This is a genomic window from Massilia cellulosiltytica (assembly GCF_047325105.1).
Classification (GTDB): Bacteria; Pseudomonadota; Gammaproteobacteria; order Burkholderiales; family Burkholderiaceae_D; genus Telluria; species Telluria orientalis.
In genome coordinates this window covers 608,386-625,684 of record NZ_CP168562.1, presented here as the reverse complement: position 1 = coordinate 625,684, position 17,299 = coordinate 608,386, and the positions used below count along the sequence as shown (strand labels likewise).

Annotated in this window: 10 protein-coding genes; 2 read left to right on the top strand and 8 right to left on the bottom strand. The window is 63.5% G+C overall.

The features are described from left to right. Nucleotides 1-111: 111 nt before the first annotated feature. Both dnaE and ACEN9H_RS02830 read right to left on the bottom strand, forming a co-directional pair. The gene (gene dnaE, locus ACEN9H_RS02835) at nt 112-3,606 is read right to left on the bottom strand and encodes a DNA polymerase III subunit alpha (RefSeq protein ID WP_413673706.1); all 3,495 of its coding nucleotides are present in this window, start codon (nt 3,604-3,606) and stop codon (nt 112-114) included. A 163-nt stretch (nt 3,607-3,769) separates the two neighbouring features. Beyond that, nucleotides 3,770-4,648, bottom strand: coding sequence for a MipA/OmpV family protein (locus ACEN9H_RS02830; protein ID WP_413673705.1), 879 nt, complete (start codon nt 4,646-4,648; stop codon nt 3,770-3,772). A gap of 231 nt (nt 4,649-4,879) precedes the next feature. Here ACEN9H_RS02830 and ACEN9H_RS02825 point away from each other — a divergent pair, with 231 nt between their 5' ends. Together ACEN9H_RS02825 and ACEN9H_RS02820 are read left to right on the top strand one after the other, a co-directional pair. Then, nucleotides 4,880-6,103 (top strand): hypothetical protein, encoded by a 1,224-nt coding sequence (locus ACEN9H_RS02825; RefSeq protein WP_413673704.1) that lies wholly within the window; start codon nt 4,880-4,882, stop codon nt 6,101-6,103. Between the two features lie 83 nt (nt 6,104-6,186). Then, the gene (locus ACEN9H_RS02820; RefSeq protein ID WP_413673703.1) at nt 6,187-7,083 is read left to right on the top strand and encodes a sulfurtransferase; all 897 of its coding nucleotides are present in this window, start codon (nt 6,187-6,189) and stop codon (nt 7,081-7,083) included. Nucleotides 7,084-7,174: 91 nt separating this feature from the next. On the opposite strand, the gene ACEN9H_RS02815 is transcribed toward ACEN9H_RS02820, so the two are convergent. From ACEN9H_RS02815 to ACEN9H_RS02790, 6 genes are all read right to left on the bottom strand, one after another. Beyond that, entirely contained in the window at nt 7,175-7,756 is a 582-nt protein-coding gene (locus ACEN9H_RS02815) for a DUF4214 domain-containing protein (protein WP_413673702.1), read from the bottom strand. A 220-nt stretch (nt 7,757-7,976) separates the two neighbouring features. After that, nucleotides 7,977-9,320, bottom strand: a complete 1,344-nt coding sequence (locus tag ACEN9H_RS02810; RefSeq protein WP_413673701.1) for a TolC family outer membrane protein — start codon at nt 9,318-9,320, stop codon at nt 7,977-7,979. Beyond that, entirely contained in the window at nt 9,317-10,699 is a 1,383-nt protein-coding gene (locus ACEN9H_RS02805; RefSeq protein WP_413673700.1) for an HlyD family type I secretion periplasmic adaptor subunit, read from the bottom strand. Before ACEN9H_RS02805 ends, ACEN9H_RS02810 begins: the two co-directional genes overlap by 4 nt. Beyond that, nucleotides 10,699-12,516, bottom strand: coding sequence for a type I secretion system permease/ATPase (locus tag ACEN9H_RS02800; protein WP_413673699.1), 1,818 nt, complete (start codon nt 12,514-12,516; stop codon nt 10,699-10,701). Before ACEN9H_RS02800 ends, ACEN9H_RS02805 begins: the two co-directional genes overlap by 1 nt. Nucleotides 12,517-12,887: 371 nt before the next feature. Next, nucleotides 12,888-15,608 (bottom strand): DUF4214 domain-containing protein, encoded by a 2,721-nt coding sequence (locus ACEN9H_RS02795; RefSeq protein WP_413673698.1) that lies wholly within the window; start codon nt 15,606-15,608, stop codon nt 12,888-12,890. Between the two features lie 219 nt (nt 15,609-15,827). After that, the gene (locus tag ACEN9H_RS02790) at nt 15,828-17,156 is read right to left on the bottom strand and encodes a FecR domain-containing protein (protein ID WP_413673697.1); all 1,329 of its coding nucleotides are present in this window, start codon (nt 17,154-17,156) and stop codon (nt 15,828-15,830) included. Between the last annotated feature and the right edge of the window lie 143 nt (nt 17,157-17,299).

Here is a 17,299-nt window from a genome sequence, read left to right as displayed (position 1 = left end):
AGGAATGCAATTACACCTAAATATACATATTTCGACCATCCGGCCGAGGCGGCGCTACAACGCAGTTAACGAAATGTCTTGCCTTGTGCGTATGGTTGCGCCGCCCTGGCGTCAGTATTCGACCGCGACCTCTTTCGCGCCGAGGTGCAGTTCGAGCGCGTATTTCAGTTCGTCCGACGGCGCCACGCGCCAGGCGTCGCCCAGTTGCAGGATGCACGGGATGCCCTGCGGCGTCACGCGCAGGCTGACCGGCAGGCCGTTCTCGTGGCGGTAAGGCTGCAGGATCTCGGCCAGCTTCGCCGGCGCGATCGTGCACGCCACGTCCATCTCCAGCTTGTGGCCGTACTGGATGCGCGCCGTCGCGATGTCGAACACCTTCTCGGCCGTGATGCGCAGGCCGCCGTTGAAGCGGTCTTCCGAGACCTTGCCGACGACGAGCAGGAACTCGTCCTCGCGGAAGATGTTCTTGTGCTGCTCGAACAGCTCGTTGTAGATGGTGACCTCGACGACGCCGGACTTGTCGTCCAGCGCCACGATGAGGATCTTGCCGCGCTGCGTGAGCTGCGTGCGCACGCCCGTGATCACGCCGCACAGCATGCGCGGGTCGCGCGACGGTTCCAGGTCCTTCAGCTTGGTCTTGGCGAACCGCCGCACTTCCTGCGCGTACGAGTCGAACATGTGACCGGACAAGTAGTAGCCCAGCGCGGTCTTTTCCTCGGCCAGCTTCTGGCGGTCCGTCCACGGCGTCGCCTTCACATAGTCGGGCGGCGCGACGAGGTCGGAATCGTCGCCGCCGAACAGGCTGACCTGGTTGGCGGCGGCGGCGGCCTGTCCCGCTGCTTCCATCGCGAAGGCGACCGATGCCAGCAGCACCGCGCGGTCGATGCCGAAGCAGTCCATCGCACCCGCGCGGATCAGCGATTCGATCGTGCGGCGGTTGATCTGCTTGCGGTCGACGCGCTTGCAGAAGTCGAACAGATCCTTGAACCTGCCGCCCGATTCGCGCGCGGCGATGATCGCCTCGATCGCGCCCTGCCCCGCGCCCTTCACGCCGCCGAGGCCGTAGCGGATGTTCTTGACGGGCTTGCCCGTGACGGACGGCGGCGGGCCTTCCGGCGTGAAGCGGAACTGCGATTCGTTGACGTCCGGCGGCAGGATCGTCAGGCCGCACATGTCGATCGAGTCCTCGACGAGGATCTTGATCTTGTCCGTGTCTTCCATGGCCAGCGACATGTTGGCTGCCATGAACGCGGCGGTGTGGTGGACCTTCAGGTACGCCGTGTGATACGACAGCAGCGCGTACGCGGCCGCGTGCGACTTGTTGAAGCCGTAGCCCGCGAACTTCTCCATCAAGTCGAAGATCTCGTCGGCCTTCTCGGTCGTCAGGCCGTCCTTCGCGGCGCCGGCGCGGAAGATCGCGCGGTGCTCGGCCATTTCCTCGGCCTTCTTCTTGCCCATCGCGCGGCGCAGCATGTCCGCGCCGCCCAGCGAATAGCCGCCGACGATCTGCGCCATCTGCATCACCTGCTCCTGGTAGACCATGATGCCGTAGGTCTCGGACAGGATCGACTCGGTGCGCGGGTCCGGGTAGTCGAATTTTTCGCCGTGTTTCCGCTTGCAGAAGTCGGGAATCAGGTCCATCGGGCCCGGACGGTACAGCGCGACGAGCGCGATGATGTCCTCGAAGCGGTCGGGACGCGCATCCTTCAGCATGCCCTGCATGCCGCGGCTTTCAAGCTGGAACACGGCGACGGTTTTCGCGTCCGTCAGCAGTTTATAGGTCGGCCGGTCCGTCAACGGCAGCTTGGACAGCTCGAAATCCTTGTCGACCGGATCGAGCGCGCGGATGTAGTTGACGGCGCGGTCGAGGATGGTCAAGGTGGTCAGGCCAAGGAAGTCGAACTTCACGAGGCCGGCCGCCTCCACGTCGTCCTTGTCGTACTGCGACACGACGCCGGCGTCGCCGCCCTGCGTGTACAGCGGGCAGAAGTCGGTCAGCTTGCCGGGCGCGATCAGCACGCCGCCCGCGTGCATGCCGATGTTGCGGGTGATGCCTTCGACCTGCTGTGCGAGATCGAGCAGCTGCTTCACTTCTTCCTCGTTCTCGAGGCGTTCCTTCAACATCGGCTCTTCTTCGATCGCCTCGGCGATCGACACGGGCTTGCCCGGCTTGAACGGAATCAGCTTCGAGATGCCGTCGCAGAAGTTATAGCCGAAGTCGAGCACACGGCCCACGTCGCGGATCGCGCCCTTCGCCGCCATCGTACCGAACGTGGCGATCTGCGACACGGCGTCGCGGCCGTACAGGTCCTTCACGTGCTGGATGACGAGTTCCCGCTTTTCCTGGCAAAAGTCGATGTCGAAGTCGGGCATCGAGACACGTTCCGGGTTCAGGAAACGTTCGAACAGCAGGTTGTATTTCAGCGGATCGAGGTCGGTGATCTTGAGCGCGTACGCGACGAGCGAACCCGCACCGGAGCCGCGGCCCGGACCGATCGGCACGCCGTTGTTCTTGCCCCACTGGATGAACTCCGCCACGATGAGGAAGTAGCCCGGGAACTTCATCTTGATGATGGTGTTGTTCTCGAACTCCAGGCGGGCTTCGTAGCGCGGGCGCTCCTTCTCGCGCTGCACCGGATCCGGGTACAGCTCGACGAGGCGCTCTTCCAGGCCCTTCTTCGTTTCCGCGACGAGGAATTCGTCGATCGTCATGCCCGGCGTCGGGAAGTTCGGCAGCTGCGGCTTGCCGAGCGTCAGCGTGACGTTGCAGCGCTTGGCGATCTCCACGGAGTTGGCCAAGGCACCCGGCAGGTCCTTGAACAGTTCCGCCATCTCGGCCTGCGACTTAAAGCACATGCCTTCATTGAAGCGGCGCACGCGCTTGGCGTTGGCCAGCATCTCGCCCTCGGCGATACACACACGCGCTTCGTGGGCGATGAATTCGTCCTTGCTGATGAACTGCACCGGGTGCGTCGCGACGACGGGCAGACCCAGCCGGTTCGCCAGCGCCACCGAATGGCGCACCTGCTGTTCCTGGTTCGGCTGGCCGGCACGCTGGATCTCGACGTAGAAGTGCCCCGGGAAGATCTGCGCCCAGCGGCGCGCGCACGCCTCGGCCTTGTCCAGGTCGCCGTTGTCGATGGCCTGGCCGATGTCGCCGAACTGCGCGCCCGACAGGACGATCAGGCCGTTCGATTGCGGCACGTCCGGCTCCAGCGTGGAGACCGACGTCGCGAGCGCTTCCAGCCACTCGACGCGGATCTCGGCCCGGCCCTTGTACTGGTTCGTCAGCCACGCCTTGGACACCAGCTCACACAGCTGCAGATAACCCGTCTTGTTCTTGCACAGGATGAGCAGGCGGAACGGCTTGTCGCGGTTCTCGTCGTTCGTGATCCACGCATCGACCCCGACGATCGGCTTGACGCCCTTGCCGCGCGCCGCTTTATAGAAGCGCACGAGGCAGAAGGCGTTGGCCAGGTCGGTCACACCCACCGCCGGCTGCTGGTCCTTGACGGCGGCAGCCACGAGGTCGTCAATACGGACGAGGCCGTCGACGATCGAGTATTCGGTATGGACGCGGAGGTGGGTGAAGATCGGGGAAGTCATCCTGTCATTTTACCTCGGACGGCCGAATCGGAGGGTTGCATCCCGGCACGGTGTTCCTCTTGACAAGACCTCAGCAAGTCGTTCCCGGGGAGGCGGGAACCCATGCCGAGCGTCCTGATCAACTCAGTATGGGTTCCCGCTTTCGCGGGGACGACGGTCATATTCAGAACGCGTAATTGATCGCGCCCCCGAACACCCACTGGTTCGAACTTCCGCGCCGGTCCACGATCGGACTGTCCTTCGCATCCCCCAGCAGCCGCTCGTAGCGCCCGGCCAGGGTGACGCCCCAGTGCCGGTCGAACTGCGACATCAGCTGGAACGGGACCCGGATCGACGTCAGCCCGCCTTCGGCCCGGTACGGCGTCCCGCCCCGCTCCGGGAACGCGGCGAGATCCGCGCCGTTGATGCCGAAATAACGGTCGTTGAAATGGTCGCTCGCGAAAAACAGGCTGAAGCCGGCCGAGCCGAGCAGCGGCCGCCCGCCGATACCCTGCGGGAAGGGATAAAAATACGTCGCCTTGATGCTCCCCGTGGCGCCCGTGTACAGATTGTTCGTGTTCCACGCGACGTCGCCGCTGAACACGATCTTGTGCAGCGGATCGCCGGCCATCGGCAGGTCGTAGCTGGCGAAGATGCCCAGCTCGGACGCGGCCGGGATCCGGCGCATCTGGCGCACGACGGCATCGTCGACGTCCGTGTCGCGCGTCGGCCGTGCCCGGTAGAGGAAGCCGGCCCGCAGGCTCTTCAGCTGGGCAAACGTCTCCGGCAGGTTCATATTGGACGGCAGCACGTTCAGCCTGACCTCGGGCCCGATCACGCGCAACCACATGCCATTGCCGAAGTTCGCGTGCAGGAAACCCGCACCTTCGGGATGGTAATCCTCGGAGCCGGGGAAGTCCGGCAACCCGAACGCACCCGCCCCCACCATGTTGACTTCCTGCGGCATCTCGACCGGGATCACTTCCTGCGCGCCCGCATGCGCCGCGAACAGGAGGGCGCCGGCCAGCACGAACCCGGTTCCGAATAATGTTGGCTTCGTCATGATTCACCCCTCGTTGAAAGATGCAAACCATCCTAAGGGGAGACGTCAATACGGCCGTTTGCGGCGGCTCATATGCGCCAGCGAACTTTTATGAGCCGAGTTTGTCCTGCCGAACGCGGCGGCAAGAGATCGTGACCAAATAACAACAGAAGATATTAAATGATAGTCAACATTAATCTTCTCGTAAATATAATGCTGCGCCACAACAATTATTAACTAGGGGTTAAACTCATGCATTTGAAGCAAACGACTCTTATCGTCGCACTGGCGGGCACCATGGCGCTGCCGGCGGCCGCCCAACAATTGGATTGCCAGAAATCGTTCGGTTTTCGCGCGGACGTGAACGGCACGGCAGGCCAGACGCTGTGCGCGTCCAACGTCGATACCTTCATCGACTCTGCAAAGAACTTCACGCTGAGCAATAGCGGCTACCGGGACAACTCGGTCGCCCAGGCGCAAGGCCGTTTCGACGACATCAACGTCGTCCTGCGCTACGCGACCGCCTCCACCACGCTGAGCTACAACTTCCCGGAACTCGGCATGAGCGGCTCCTTCACGGGCGCGACGCGTGACGACTCCGAGGAACAACTCGTCGAATTCCTGAAGAAATCCGACATCCTCGGCAAGGTATTGCGCTACCAGTCGCAACACTCGGCCTCGAGCGCCCTGACCGGCGCCGGCGGCCTCATCCCGATGCTCGGCACCGCCGACTTCGCAGCCGGCTTCGATACCGCCAGCAAGATCGCCACGGGCGGCACGGCCGGCACGCCGAACAACCTGATCGGCGTCGGCCTGGGTTATTCGACCTACAACGTGAGCGGCGGCGGCGAACAGGTCAAGACGACCAGCCTGCCCCTTTCCTACACCTGGCGGAGCGGCAGCGACGCACGGCGCCAAGTCGTGCTGAGCATGCCCATCATGGATGCGAAGACGGGCAACGCCCACGCCTATAACTTCGGTCTCGGCCTGGCCGTGCGCCTGCCGGTCAGCGACAACTGGACCCTGACGCCGGGCGTGCGCTACTCCGCCGTGGCGTCGCTCGACCGCGCCACCGTCTCCACCGTCGCATCCGCCTCGCTGATGAGCACGTACGTCATTCCCCTGGGCGGCGTCGATCTCGCGGTCGGCAACATGATCGCCCTGTACAAAACGGGCAAGTTCCGCAGCGGCGATTACTCGTTCGATCCGGACATCAAGCTGAAGATGACGCGCAATGGCCTGATGGCCTCGCTGCCGACGACGGCGTTCGGCGCCGATACAGCCGCGGAGTTCTCGCTGATCGACACCCGCTACCTGGGCGAAAAGCCGTTTGTCAGCAACAGCCAGGAGATCGGCGTGACGCTCGGCACCAACCGCAACGCCTCGAACCGCCACAGCTTCCTGCGTGCGGGCGTCTCTTACGTGCGCAGCAACGTCACCCGTGGCCTGACGCTGAATCTCGGCTACTGGTTCTGACGCTGGTCCGGCGTGCATGAACGGGCGCCCGTGCCGGGAAAGCGACGCTTACGGCCCGCAGCTGACTTATAATAGCGGGCTTCATGTCACGTTCTCCCGCATTCACGATCATGCACGTCAATATCGCCGCCTACAAGTTCGTCACCCTCGACAACCTCGAAGAATTGCGCCCGCAATACCAGGCGAAGTGCAACGAGCTGGGCCTGAAGGGCACGGTCCTGCTGACGCCGGAGGGCATCAACATGTTCGTCTCCGGCCCGCGCGCGGAGATCGACCAGTACCTCGCCTGGGTGCACAGCGACGCCCGCCTGGCCGACCTGGAGTGGAAAGAAAGTGTGTCGACCGAACAGTCGCACCGCCGCATGCTGGTTCGCATCAAGAAGGAAATCATCACGATGCGCATGCCGCTGATCAAGCCGGAACTGGGCCGCGCGCCCTCCGTGGCGCCGAAGACGCTCAAGCGCTGGCTCGACCAGGGCCATGACGACGACGGCGTCCCGGTCGTCATGATGGAAACGCGCAACGCGTTCGAAGTCGACGTCGGCACGTTCGACAACACGCTCGACTACCGCATCGACAAGTTCAGCGAATTCCCGGAAGTCGTCGAGAAACACAAGGACGAGCTCAAGGGCAAGACCGTCGTGACGTTCTGCACGGGCGGTATCCGTTGCGAAAAAGCCGCGATCCACATGCAAAACATCGGCTACGACCGCGTTTATCAGCTCGACGGCGGCATCCTGAAGTATTTCGAGGAAGTGGGCGGCGACCACTACACGGGCGACTGCTTCGTGTTCGACTATCGCACCGCCCTCAATCCGAAGCTGGAACCGACGGAGACCGTGCAATGCTTCGCGTGCCGTGCCGTCGTGACGCCGCGGCAGCAGCTGGCGCCGGAATATGTGGTCGGCAAATCGTGCCCGCATTGCGCGGGTGGCAAGGCAACAATCGAATCCGCCGCCGGGGACGCCGCGGCCGCATAATAAAAAACTCCCGCCCGATACTGCAGCGGGAGCCGGCACGATGTAAATCACGAGCGCGTCTTGCGCAGAGTGCGTGCCATCCTCACCCGATTCAAGCCACGAAGTGCGGGGCTTCGACGCCTTGGGCGCTGCCCACGATCTGGGCGATATTGGCATCGATGACGCCGGGGTCGCGCGCCATGGCGGCGCTGGCGAGGTCGACGATCGAGTTGATCAGGCCGGACGAGATGTCGAACGCCTTCGGTCCCATGTAAGCAGAAATCTCGGCCGCCGTGTCGAGGTGGTTCGTGTACTCGACGGCGACGGCGAGGCGGCCGTTGAACACGATACTGTCGGCATTCTGCGCAGTCTGCGCCGCCTTGACCATCTCGCTGACCACGTGCTCGATGCTGAGAATGTGGTTGTCGAGGGCGTCGGTCCAGAATTTCACGCCTTCCGCATCGCCTTCGCGGCCAAACATGTTGTGGTACACCGCTTCCACCACGTCGTGGTTGCTCCTGCCGCCGTAATTCGCCTGGTATTCAGCCGACGTCGCGAAGTCGTGCTGGATCTGCGTAATCACGTTCGGGTCCTGGTTCATGGCGCTGACCCAGAAGTTCAGGCCTTCCGGATCCGCGGGACGTCCGAAATATTCCACGTACAGCTTCTGAATCTCACTTACATTGTCAGCCATCGCTGCCTCCATCTAACAGTTGTAAATTCATGCTACATGAATTGATGGACGGGAGGCGCACCGAACTCAGGCGCAACAGGCCGAGTTCCTCATGGATAGTATTTCTCAAGAGAAGTAACTACTTACATTCCGCAGTGTAATTGTTACTTCTCGGATAGCCAACAAAAAGGCCCGCTGCGCGGAACGCAGCGGGCCTCGTGCATGTCGGACAGCGAGCGTGTCAGCGGAAATACGCTGCCACTTCGCGCACGTCGCTGTCGCCGAGCGTGCCGGCCGCGGCGCGCAGGCGCAGCAGACCGAGCAGGTAAGAATAGCGCGCCTGCGCGAGATCGCGCTGGCTCGAGTACAACTGTTGCTGGGCATTGAGCAGATCGAGATTGATACGCACGCCACCCTTGATGCTCTGCTCGGTGGCGACCATCAGCTCCTTGCCGGACGCGACGGCCTTTTCCAGCGCCGTGACCTTGGCCACGCTGTTCTGCACGAGGTCGTACGCCTTGCGCAACTCGACCAGCACCTGGTTCGTGCGGTTGTCCAGGTCGGACTGGGCGCGGTTCCAGTTGTCGGCGGCCTGGCGCGTCTGCGCGCTGATGGCGCCGCCCTGGTAGATCGGAATGTTCACCTGCACGCCGATCGTCCGGTTCACGGAGTTCTGCTGGTAAGTCTGCAGCGACGCCGAGTCGTCCTTGCTGTAGGCCGCGATGAAATCGACGCGCGGCGCATGGCCCGCCTTGTTGCGCTGGATCTCCAGGCGCGCGTTCTCGACACCCAGGCGCGCGGACAGCAGTTGCGGATTGTGCGCGAGCGCGATGTTGCGCCACTCGTCCATTGACGCGGGCTTCAGCGGCTGGAAGTGGAAATTCGTCCCGAGCTTGTCGAGCGTGCCGGGCTCCATGCCGATCACGCCGGCCAGCGTGTCGCGCATGGCCTGGGCGTTGTCCTGCGTTTCCACCAGCTGGGCTTCGGCGAGGTCAAAGCGCGCCTTGGTCTCGAGCATGTCGGTCTTCGTGCCCTCGCCTTTTTCGAACAGGCGCGCGTTGACCTTCATCTGCTCCTGGTACATGTCGCGCTGCACGCGCGCGAGTTCCACCTGGTCTTCGGCGAACAGGGCATCGGCATACGCACCGACGACGCGCAGGATCACGTCGTTCGTATCCGCCTCGAACTGCTGGGCGCCCTGCTTCGCCTGGACCTTGCCCTGGCGGTAGCGCACGATGCCGTCCAGGTTCAGGATCGGCTGGCGCACCTGGATGGCGGACGACCGGCTGATGTAGCGGGGGTGGCTGGGGAACCAGGTCCGGTAGTCGTTCGAATACTGGTTGAGGTCCGCCACGTTGCGGTTCGCCGAATAGCTGGCCGACACCTGCGGCAGCAGGTTCGACCGCCCGAGGATCTCGTTTTCCTGCGCCGATTCCTTCTCGAAGTAATGCATGCGGTACTGCGGATCGTTCTTCAGTGCCGCCTCGTAGGCCTGTTGCAGGCTGATCGCGCCCGCGTTGCCGGCGGCCAGCGCCAGCAATGCGGCCGCGGCCACGGCCGTCCTGATCGCTCGCGCCATCGTCATTCCTCGCTCATCGACGAATGGGCGCGGTCGAAGACCGGCTTGAGCAGGTAGCTCATCATCGTGCGCTCGCCCGTCTTGACGAACAGTTCCGCCGGCATGCCGGGGCGGATGGCCATGTGGTGGGCGGCGATCATCTTCGCGCCTTCCGGCGTCACTTTCACGCGCACCTTGTAGTACGGCACGCCCGTGTGCTCGTCGACGCTGCGGTCGGCGGACACCGTCTCGACCTCACCCGGAATGCGCGGCGTGCGGTTGGCATTGAAGGCCGAGAAGATCAGCTCGGTCGGCAGGCCCTTGTGCACCTTGTCGATCAGGTTGACGGCCAGCTGGCCCTCGACGATCAGCGGGTCGTCGGCCGGCACGATGTCCATCATCTTGAAGCCCGGCGGCACGACGCCGCCGTTGGTGAACACGGCCAGGTTGACGACGGTGCCGTCGACCGGCGCCTTGACGTCGACGTTCGACAGTTCGAATTGCTGGGCGCTCATGCGCGCGCCCTGGGCTTCCGCCTCTTTCTGCGTCTCGCTCAGCTGGGTGCGCACTTCCTTCTGGTAGTCCTGCACGCGCTGCGCCTTGCGCAGGGTCAGTTCCATCACCTGGCGCTGGGCGCGGCCGATGTTGCCGATGTCTTCCGAGATCTCGCCCTGCAGCTGGGCGTAGGTGCGCTCCAGGTCCAGCAGGCGGTTGCGGGCGACGTAGCCATCCTTCGCCAGGTCGCGCATGCCCGCGAGCTGTTCCTTGAGGAAGCCCATCTGGGCCTTCTTGCTCTCGCGGCCTTCCTGCAGGCCCTGGATCTGCAACTTGAGGCCGGCGATGTTCTCGTCCACGCCGCCCAGCTCGCTCTGCAGTGACGCCTGGCGCGAGGCCAGCAGCTGGTTTTGCAGGGTCATCGTCTCGGCCACGCGCGGATCGCTGGCGCGCTTCGTCAGCTCGTCCGGGAAGCGGATGGTCTTCGCGCCGGCCTGCTCGGCCAGCAGGCGCGCCTCGGTGGCGCGCGCGTTGAGGTACTGGGCCTCGGTGATGTCGTAGCCCGCCTTGGCGGTGACGCCGTTCATGCGGACGAGCACCTGCCCCGCCTTCACGACGTCGCCATCCCTGACGAGGATTTCCTGGATGGTGCCGCCGGTCTGGTGCTGCACGGCCTTGCGGTTCGATTCCTTGGCGACCGTGCCGGACATCGGCACGCCCTTGTCGAGCGGCGCGAACGCGGCCCACAGCAGGAAGCCGACGACGCCGAGCAGGACGATGAGCCAGCCCAGGCGCGCGTAGGCGCGCGCATCGGTGTTGACGGTCAACGGCTCGACGTCATGGGTGATCACTTCGGTGGCCGCGGGCTTGCCCGCTTCCTTGCGCGCATCGTTGTGTTTCACGAGCTTCATTATTTGCTTCCTTGTTCCGTCGTTGCGGGCGTCTGCGCCTGCATGGCCTGGGCACGCGCCTGCGCGGCCTGCTGGGCGGCCTGCTGCTGGACGGCCTGCTGGGCGGCGGCCTGCTGTTGCGCCGCCTTCTGGTTCGCTTCCTGGAGGGCGGCCAGCACCTGGTCGGTCGGGCCGAACATCTGACCGACGCCGTCGCGCATCACGAGCAGCTTGCTGGTGGCGCCGATGATGCTGGTGCGGTGCGTGATCAGGACGATCGTCTTGCCGCGCCGGCGCAGGTCGAGCACGGCCTGCACGAGCGCTTGTTCGCCGATCTCGTCGAGATTCGAATTCGGTTCGTCGAGGACGATCAGCGCCGGATCGCCGTACATCGCGCGGGCCAGGCCCAGGCGCTGCTTCTGGCCGCCGGACAGGCCGGCGCCGGCGTCGCCCAGCGGCGTGTCGTAGCCTTTCGGCAGGTGCAGGATCATGTCGTGCACGCCCGCACGCTTGGCGGCATCGACCACTTTTTCCGGATCGACTTCGCCGAAGCGGGCGATGTTGTCGCTGACGGTCCCGCCGAACAGTTCGATGTCTTGCGGCAGATAGCCGATGTTCGGTCCCAGTTCGCCCTTGTTCCAGCTGTAGATATCGGCGCCGTCGAGGCGCACCTTGCCGCCCGCGGCGGGCCAGACGCCCACCAGCAGCCGCGCCAGCGTCGACTTGCCGGAGCCGGACGGACCGACCACGCCCAGCGCGTCGCCCGGCGCGATGGCGAACGACAGGCCGCGCACGACGGCCTGCGCCGCGCCCGGCGGCGCCGCGGTGACGCCTTCGACCGTCAGGATGCCTTCCGGCTTCGGCAATTCCATGCCGGCGCTGCGCTCGGGATTACCATTCAGCAGTTCGGCCAGGCGGCCGTAGGCGCTGCGGGTGCTAGCCCACGATTTCCACACCGCGATCACCTGCTGCACCGGCGCCAGCGCGCGGCCCACGAGGATGGACGCGGCGATCATCATGCCCGGGGTGATGCGGCCATCGATCGCCAGCAACGCGCCGAAACCGAGCACGCCGGACGTCAGCGAAGACTGGACGAACTTGGTGATGGCGCCGACGACGCCGGCCTTCTGGCTGGCGTCCGCCTGCAGGTTCAGGAAACGGCTGTGCAGCTTGAACCAGCGGCTCATCAGGTTGGGCAGCATGCCCATCGATTCGATGACTTCGGCGTTGCGCAGGTTGTTGGTCGCCAGCGTGCCGGCCATGATTGCCATGGTGTTGGCTTCGCTGAGCGGCGCGCGCGACACTTTTTCGTTGACGATGGCCAGCACGATCAGCACCGCGGTACCGCACAGCGCGAACAGGCCGAGCCAGGGCTCGAAGAAGAAGATGACGATCAGGTAGATCGGAAACCACGGCGCGTCGAAGAACGCGAACAGCGCGTTACCGGTCAAGAACTGGCGCAGGTTCGTCAGGTCGTTCAGCGCCTGCCCCGCGTTGCCGCCCGCCTTCTTGAGGTTCTGCTCGAAGGCCGCCGTGTAGACGCGCTTGTTCAGCATCATGTCGAACTTGGCGCCCACGCGCACGAGCACGAAGCTGCGCATCATTTCCAGCGCCGAGAGCAGCAGGAAGCCGCCGAGCATGATCAAGGTGAGCATGAGCAGCGTGATCCCATTGCGGCTCGCCAGCACGCGGTCGTAGACCTGCAGCATGTACAGCGAAGGCACGAGGGCCAACAGGTTCGTGATGGCACTGAACGTGCCCACGGTCACGAAGGTGCTCTTGAAGCTGCGTAGCGCGAGCTCGATCTCGTTCTTGGGTTGGGATTGTTTGTTGTTCATCTTCAGGCCGTCGTTGAGGTACTTGATGAATGGAAATACCCAATATCAAGCAGACGCGACATTATCGCCTAAAAGATCGAGAAAATGTGACGAGGATCACATTTTAATAACGCATTTGATTAAATCTCGGAGAGGTTGGGCCACTACGTTGGTAACAACAGACAAAACACAAAGGGCCACGCTTTGCAGCATGGCCCCTGAAGGACATGGTTGGCTCCGGGACCGGTGCGTGTTATCCATCCGGCCGACACCCAGCAGATATGCTCCGCATTCGACAGCACTACAGAAGTCGCGACAACCGTTCCGCCGAACCCGCCCTGCCCTTGTCATTCAGCGCCATCCGCCGGAGCGGATGGCGACCGAAGCATCGATTAGACGATGAAGAAGTGGTCGGTAGCACCGTCTTCGGCGAAGTTCTTGATGCCGGTGATGCCAGCCAGCTGGACCAGCGTGTCGGTCGCGCCGCCCTGGACGAACACGTAGGAGTTACCCAGGTATTCGAACACGACAGCGGAGCCAGCGACGGTAGCAGCGCCATCAGCCAGGTTGACAGCAGCATCCAGGGTCGACGGGCCGGCGCCGGTGAAGCTCAGCACGCCCTTCGAGATCTGGCCACCGTCAGCAGCAACGGTACCCGAGAACGACAGCACGTCGGCGTCGGCGATTGCGGCCTTCTTGGCATCCGCGTCCGAACCGACGGCAGCGGCGGCCGTCTTCTCGAAGCCCGAGATCGACTCGAAATTGCCGGTGCCGTTCGTCGAAGCGCTGGTGATGGTGATCATGTCAGCGCCCGAGCCCAGCTTGATGGTGCCGCCGTTCGCGACGTCAGCCAGCGAGGCGGTCAGGCCACCGGTTGCAGCCGATGCGTCGATCGATGCCAGCTTGGTTGCGCCGGTGACCGAGTCGATCACCAGTTCGCTTGCGCCGGTGACGGTGACCGAGGTCAGAGCGTCGCTGGCGGTCAGCGTCAGGTGGTTTTCGGCGTTGGCGCCGCCCGAGGTGACAGCGATGGTCTTCGCTGCGCCAGCGGTCAGGTTCAGTGCAGCGGCGTTGTCGCCTGCAGCTTTCGATGCGTCGACGAACGACGAGTCGAACACGACTTTCACGCCGGTGGCGTTTTTGGCGGTCACGGCTGCATGAGCATCGGCAGCGGTCGTGGTCTTGGCATCGCCCGATTCGTCGATGTCCAGCGTCACGGTCAAATCGCCAGCGACTTTCTGGTTGATGGTCAGTACGTTACCGGCGGTATTGCCGGTGACGCGGTAGCCCACGCCTGCACCCACGTTCTCCAGAGCAGCGCCGAGGCCGACGTCGCCGCTAGCGACGATTTCGGTGACGGTGTTCTTCAGCGACAGGATGTCGATGTCCAGGGCTTTGCTCAGGCCTTTGGCGTCGAATGCGTCGAAGTTGCTGAAGGCGCCCACGTTGGCCGAACCAACCAGGTTCAGCAGCAGGGTGTCGCTACCAGCGCCGGCGTCGATCTTGTCGTTCGCGCCGATAGCCACGGTCGAGGTGAAGGTGTCGTTGCCTGCGCCCAGGTCGACGTTCAGCGCGCCGGTGTTGCGGCCGGTGACGTTCACGGTGTCGTTGCCATCGCCAGCGGCGATCGTCACGATGCCGTCGCCCGATGCGTTGACGGTGATCTTGTCGTTGCCTGCGCCAGTGTTGACGGTGGCGTTGGTCTTGTCCTTGACGGTTGCGGCAACCAGGGTCACGTCGTCGTTACCCGAACCGGTCTTGATGTTGGCAACGGTGTTTGCGCCGCCTGCGAACTTGATGGCGCCGGTGCTTGCGCTGGCGTCGATCGTGGTGACTGCCTTGCCGTTGTCGGTGGTCGTAACGGTGGTAGCAACAGCGGTGTTGACCATCACGGTCTGGACATCTTTGCCGCCGGTGATGTTCAGGTTGATGTTGCCAACATCGGAGCCGCCATCGGTGCCGTCGACGACGGTGCCGCCCACGACGACGGTAGCCAGCGTGCCGGCAGCGCCCGAGGTCACGTTCAGGATCGAGCCTTCGACTGCCTTGTCCAGAGCGATGGTTGCGGTTGCAGCAGCGTCAACAGGAGCGATACCCACCGTACCGTTCAGGCCGTGGAAACCAGCGGTCGTGGTTGCAGCCAGGTTGGCGACGTCGGCAGCAGCGCCGGTCTGCCACAGGGCGGTCACGCCAGCGTATTTCGAAGCGTCGGTCAGGCCGGCAGCAGCGGCGCCGGTGTTGATGATGTTGACGGTTTCGATGTTCTTGATCGTGGCATTGGCCGGGATCGAAACATTGGTCGTGCCGTCGGTGTAGACGTTCAGCGTGTCCTTGCCTGCGCCGCCGTCGATCGAGTCGAATGCGCTCAGGGTCGAATCCGAGGAATGGCCGTCAGCGCCGATGTTCAGCGCGTTGAACACGTCGTTGCCGTTCGTGCCTACCAGCGTGTCGACGCCGACGGTCGTGGAGAAGGTCTGGCCGTTGACGACGTTGCCCAGCTTGTCGATGGTGTCGTTGATGTTGGCCTGGTATGCGGTCAGGTTGGTGCTGCTGTTCACGCCCAGCAGCAGCGAACGTGCGGCTGCGGCAGCTGCGTCACCCGAGAACGAGGTGATCTCGGCCGGGGTGTCCAGTGCGGTCGTGAAGGCGGTGGCGACGGCCAGCTTGTTCTGCACGGTCAGTGCGTCCAGCTTGCCCTGGTCCGACGTGTTGGTCAGTGCTGCCTGGGTGATGGCGGCGGCGGCGTTGGCCTTGGTCAGTTCGCCGGTGTTGATGGCGTTGACCCAGAAGTCGAAGCCGGATTTGTCGGCGTCACGGCCCAGGACGTTCTGGTAGATGGCGTTGACGAATTTGCCGATGCCGATCTGGCTGTTGTCGTTGCCGTACAGGGCGACCGACTCAGCCGACGAGTTGAAGCTGTTCACCAGTTGCGACAGCGCGGTGGTGCCTGCCTTGTCGGCCTGCACAGCAGCTTGCACCGCGGCGAAGTCCTTCGGTGCGCCCATCTTGTCGAGGGCTGCCGCGAAATTCTGCAGGCCATAGTAGTCGGCCGGACGGCCGAAGTACGAAACGTACAGTTGCTGCACTACGCTGGTGTAGTCTTGTGCTGCCATGATGTGAAATCCTTTAAAGATTGTGGTTTAAACCAAGTCTGCTACCGGTTCGCGTGCCGAGATACGGAACGCTATTTGCAGAACTGCGAAGTATATTGCCAGACCACCAAAGTAGCGTTGTGACAGCCATCACAAAGCTACGAATTTTTACTTCATTAATACAATTTATTTACACGTTATTTCAGATACTCACGGATTTCCACGCAATTGACGCCATTTTCAGCGTCCCCACAGCGTGGCGCCGCTGACGGTGATGCCGGGCGTGGCGGAATTCTTGAAGATATAACCCGCCTGTTCGGCGTTCGAACCGCCCAGATAGCCGCGGATGATGGTGGGCGAGCCGATTCCCTCATACAGCATCCCCTTGTCGGTAATCACGCCGTTACCGATGACGTCGGCACGATCATTTCCCGCCCTCACGTCCAATGACGTGGAAAACGTTCTTTTGGAAAAGTCCATATTCAACTGCCCCGACTGGATATTGGCGGGGCGGTCGCCGATGCTATTCGACATGATCGCTTCACCACTCATCAATTTGAATGCGGCCGTGCCGTCCCTCGGAAGTACGAGCTCCGTATTTTTTACGCGGGTAATGGCATACGGCGCGTAATAGGTGGCAATTTCCACATCGGCATCACCGATACGCCCCGGTTGCGCCGGCAGGCCGGCGAGCGCCTGCCAGCGGCCCCAGAAGATTTCCGGCGGCGACGGCTGGGTCGGTTTCGGCGGCGTAGGGTCGTTGATCACGACGGGCGGCGGCGTGACGACCGGCGGCGGCTCGTTCGACGCCGGCGGCGGCGTCACGGGACGCGCGCTGTTCAACGATTGCTCGGAGCGCTGCGGATCCAGGTTGACCTGGGCCGCCGGCGTCGCCGACAGCGCCTGCTTGGCGGCGGGTTCGTCGCTGCGCGGCTTTTCCGTCTGGTCCGGCGCCAGCGCCGGGTTCTGCAGCAGCTGCGGCACGCTGGTGCCGCGCTCCACCTGCAGCAGCAGGCCCGCTTGGCCGGCAAACAGTTCGCGCGCGCTGCGGCCCTCGCAGGGGCCCGTGCCCGCGGCCGTGCAGTTGGCGCCGAAGCCGCTCATCACGACGCCGCCGGACAGCACGGTCACGCGGGTGGTCTGCTGGTCGGTGTACACGGTGAAATCGGTCCCGCGCACGCCGATCGCGGCGACGGGCGTGTTGAAGCGGAAATTCTGCCGAGCCTGCTTGACGCCCTGGCCGGAAATCGCCCGCGCCACGCCCCGCAGGAGCTCGAGCTTGACCTGCGTCTTGGACGGATCGGCCTTGTCGATCGAATACGTGACGACGCGCGCCGTACTGTTCGGACGCAGGATCAGGAAACCGTTGTCGACGGTCTTCATATAGATATAGCCGTCGCCACCGGTCGACAGTTCGTCGCCCTCTCCCACCGCAGTATTGAGGGTGGCAGCGTGGCGGCCGACCTGGGCCTGTCCGGCAGTGAATACGACACGCCCGGCCTCGGCGGCGTACGCCATGTCGACAAGCGACCACATCAGGCCAACGGCCAGGGCGAGTTTTTTCAGCATAGAGTCCTCCATAACTAGCATTGTCCTGACGCAAATGCTAAAGTCTGTGACCGTCGTCACAAGTAACGATTGTTGCACTGAGGATTGGTTCAAGCAACATATAATTCCAGACTAACAAGCAGTTATACTTCGACATTCGCCAG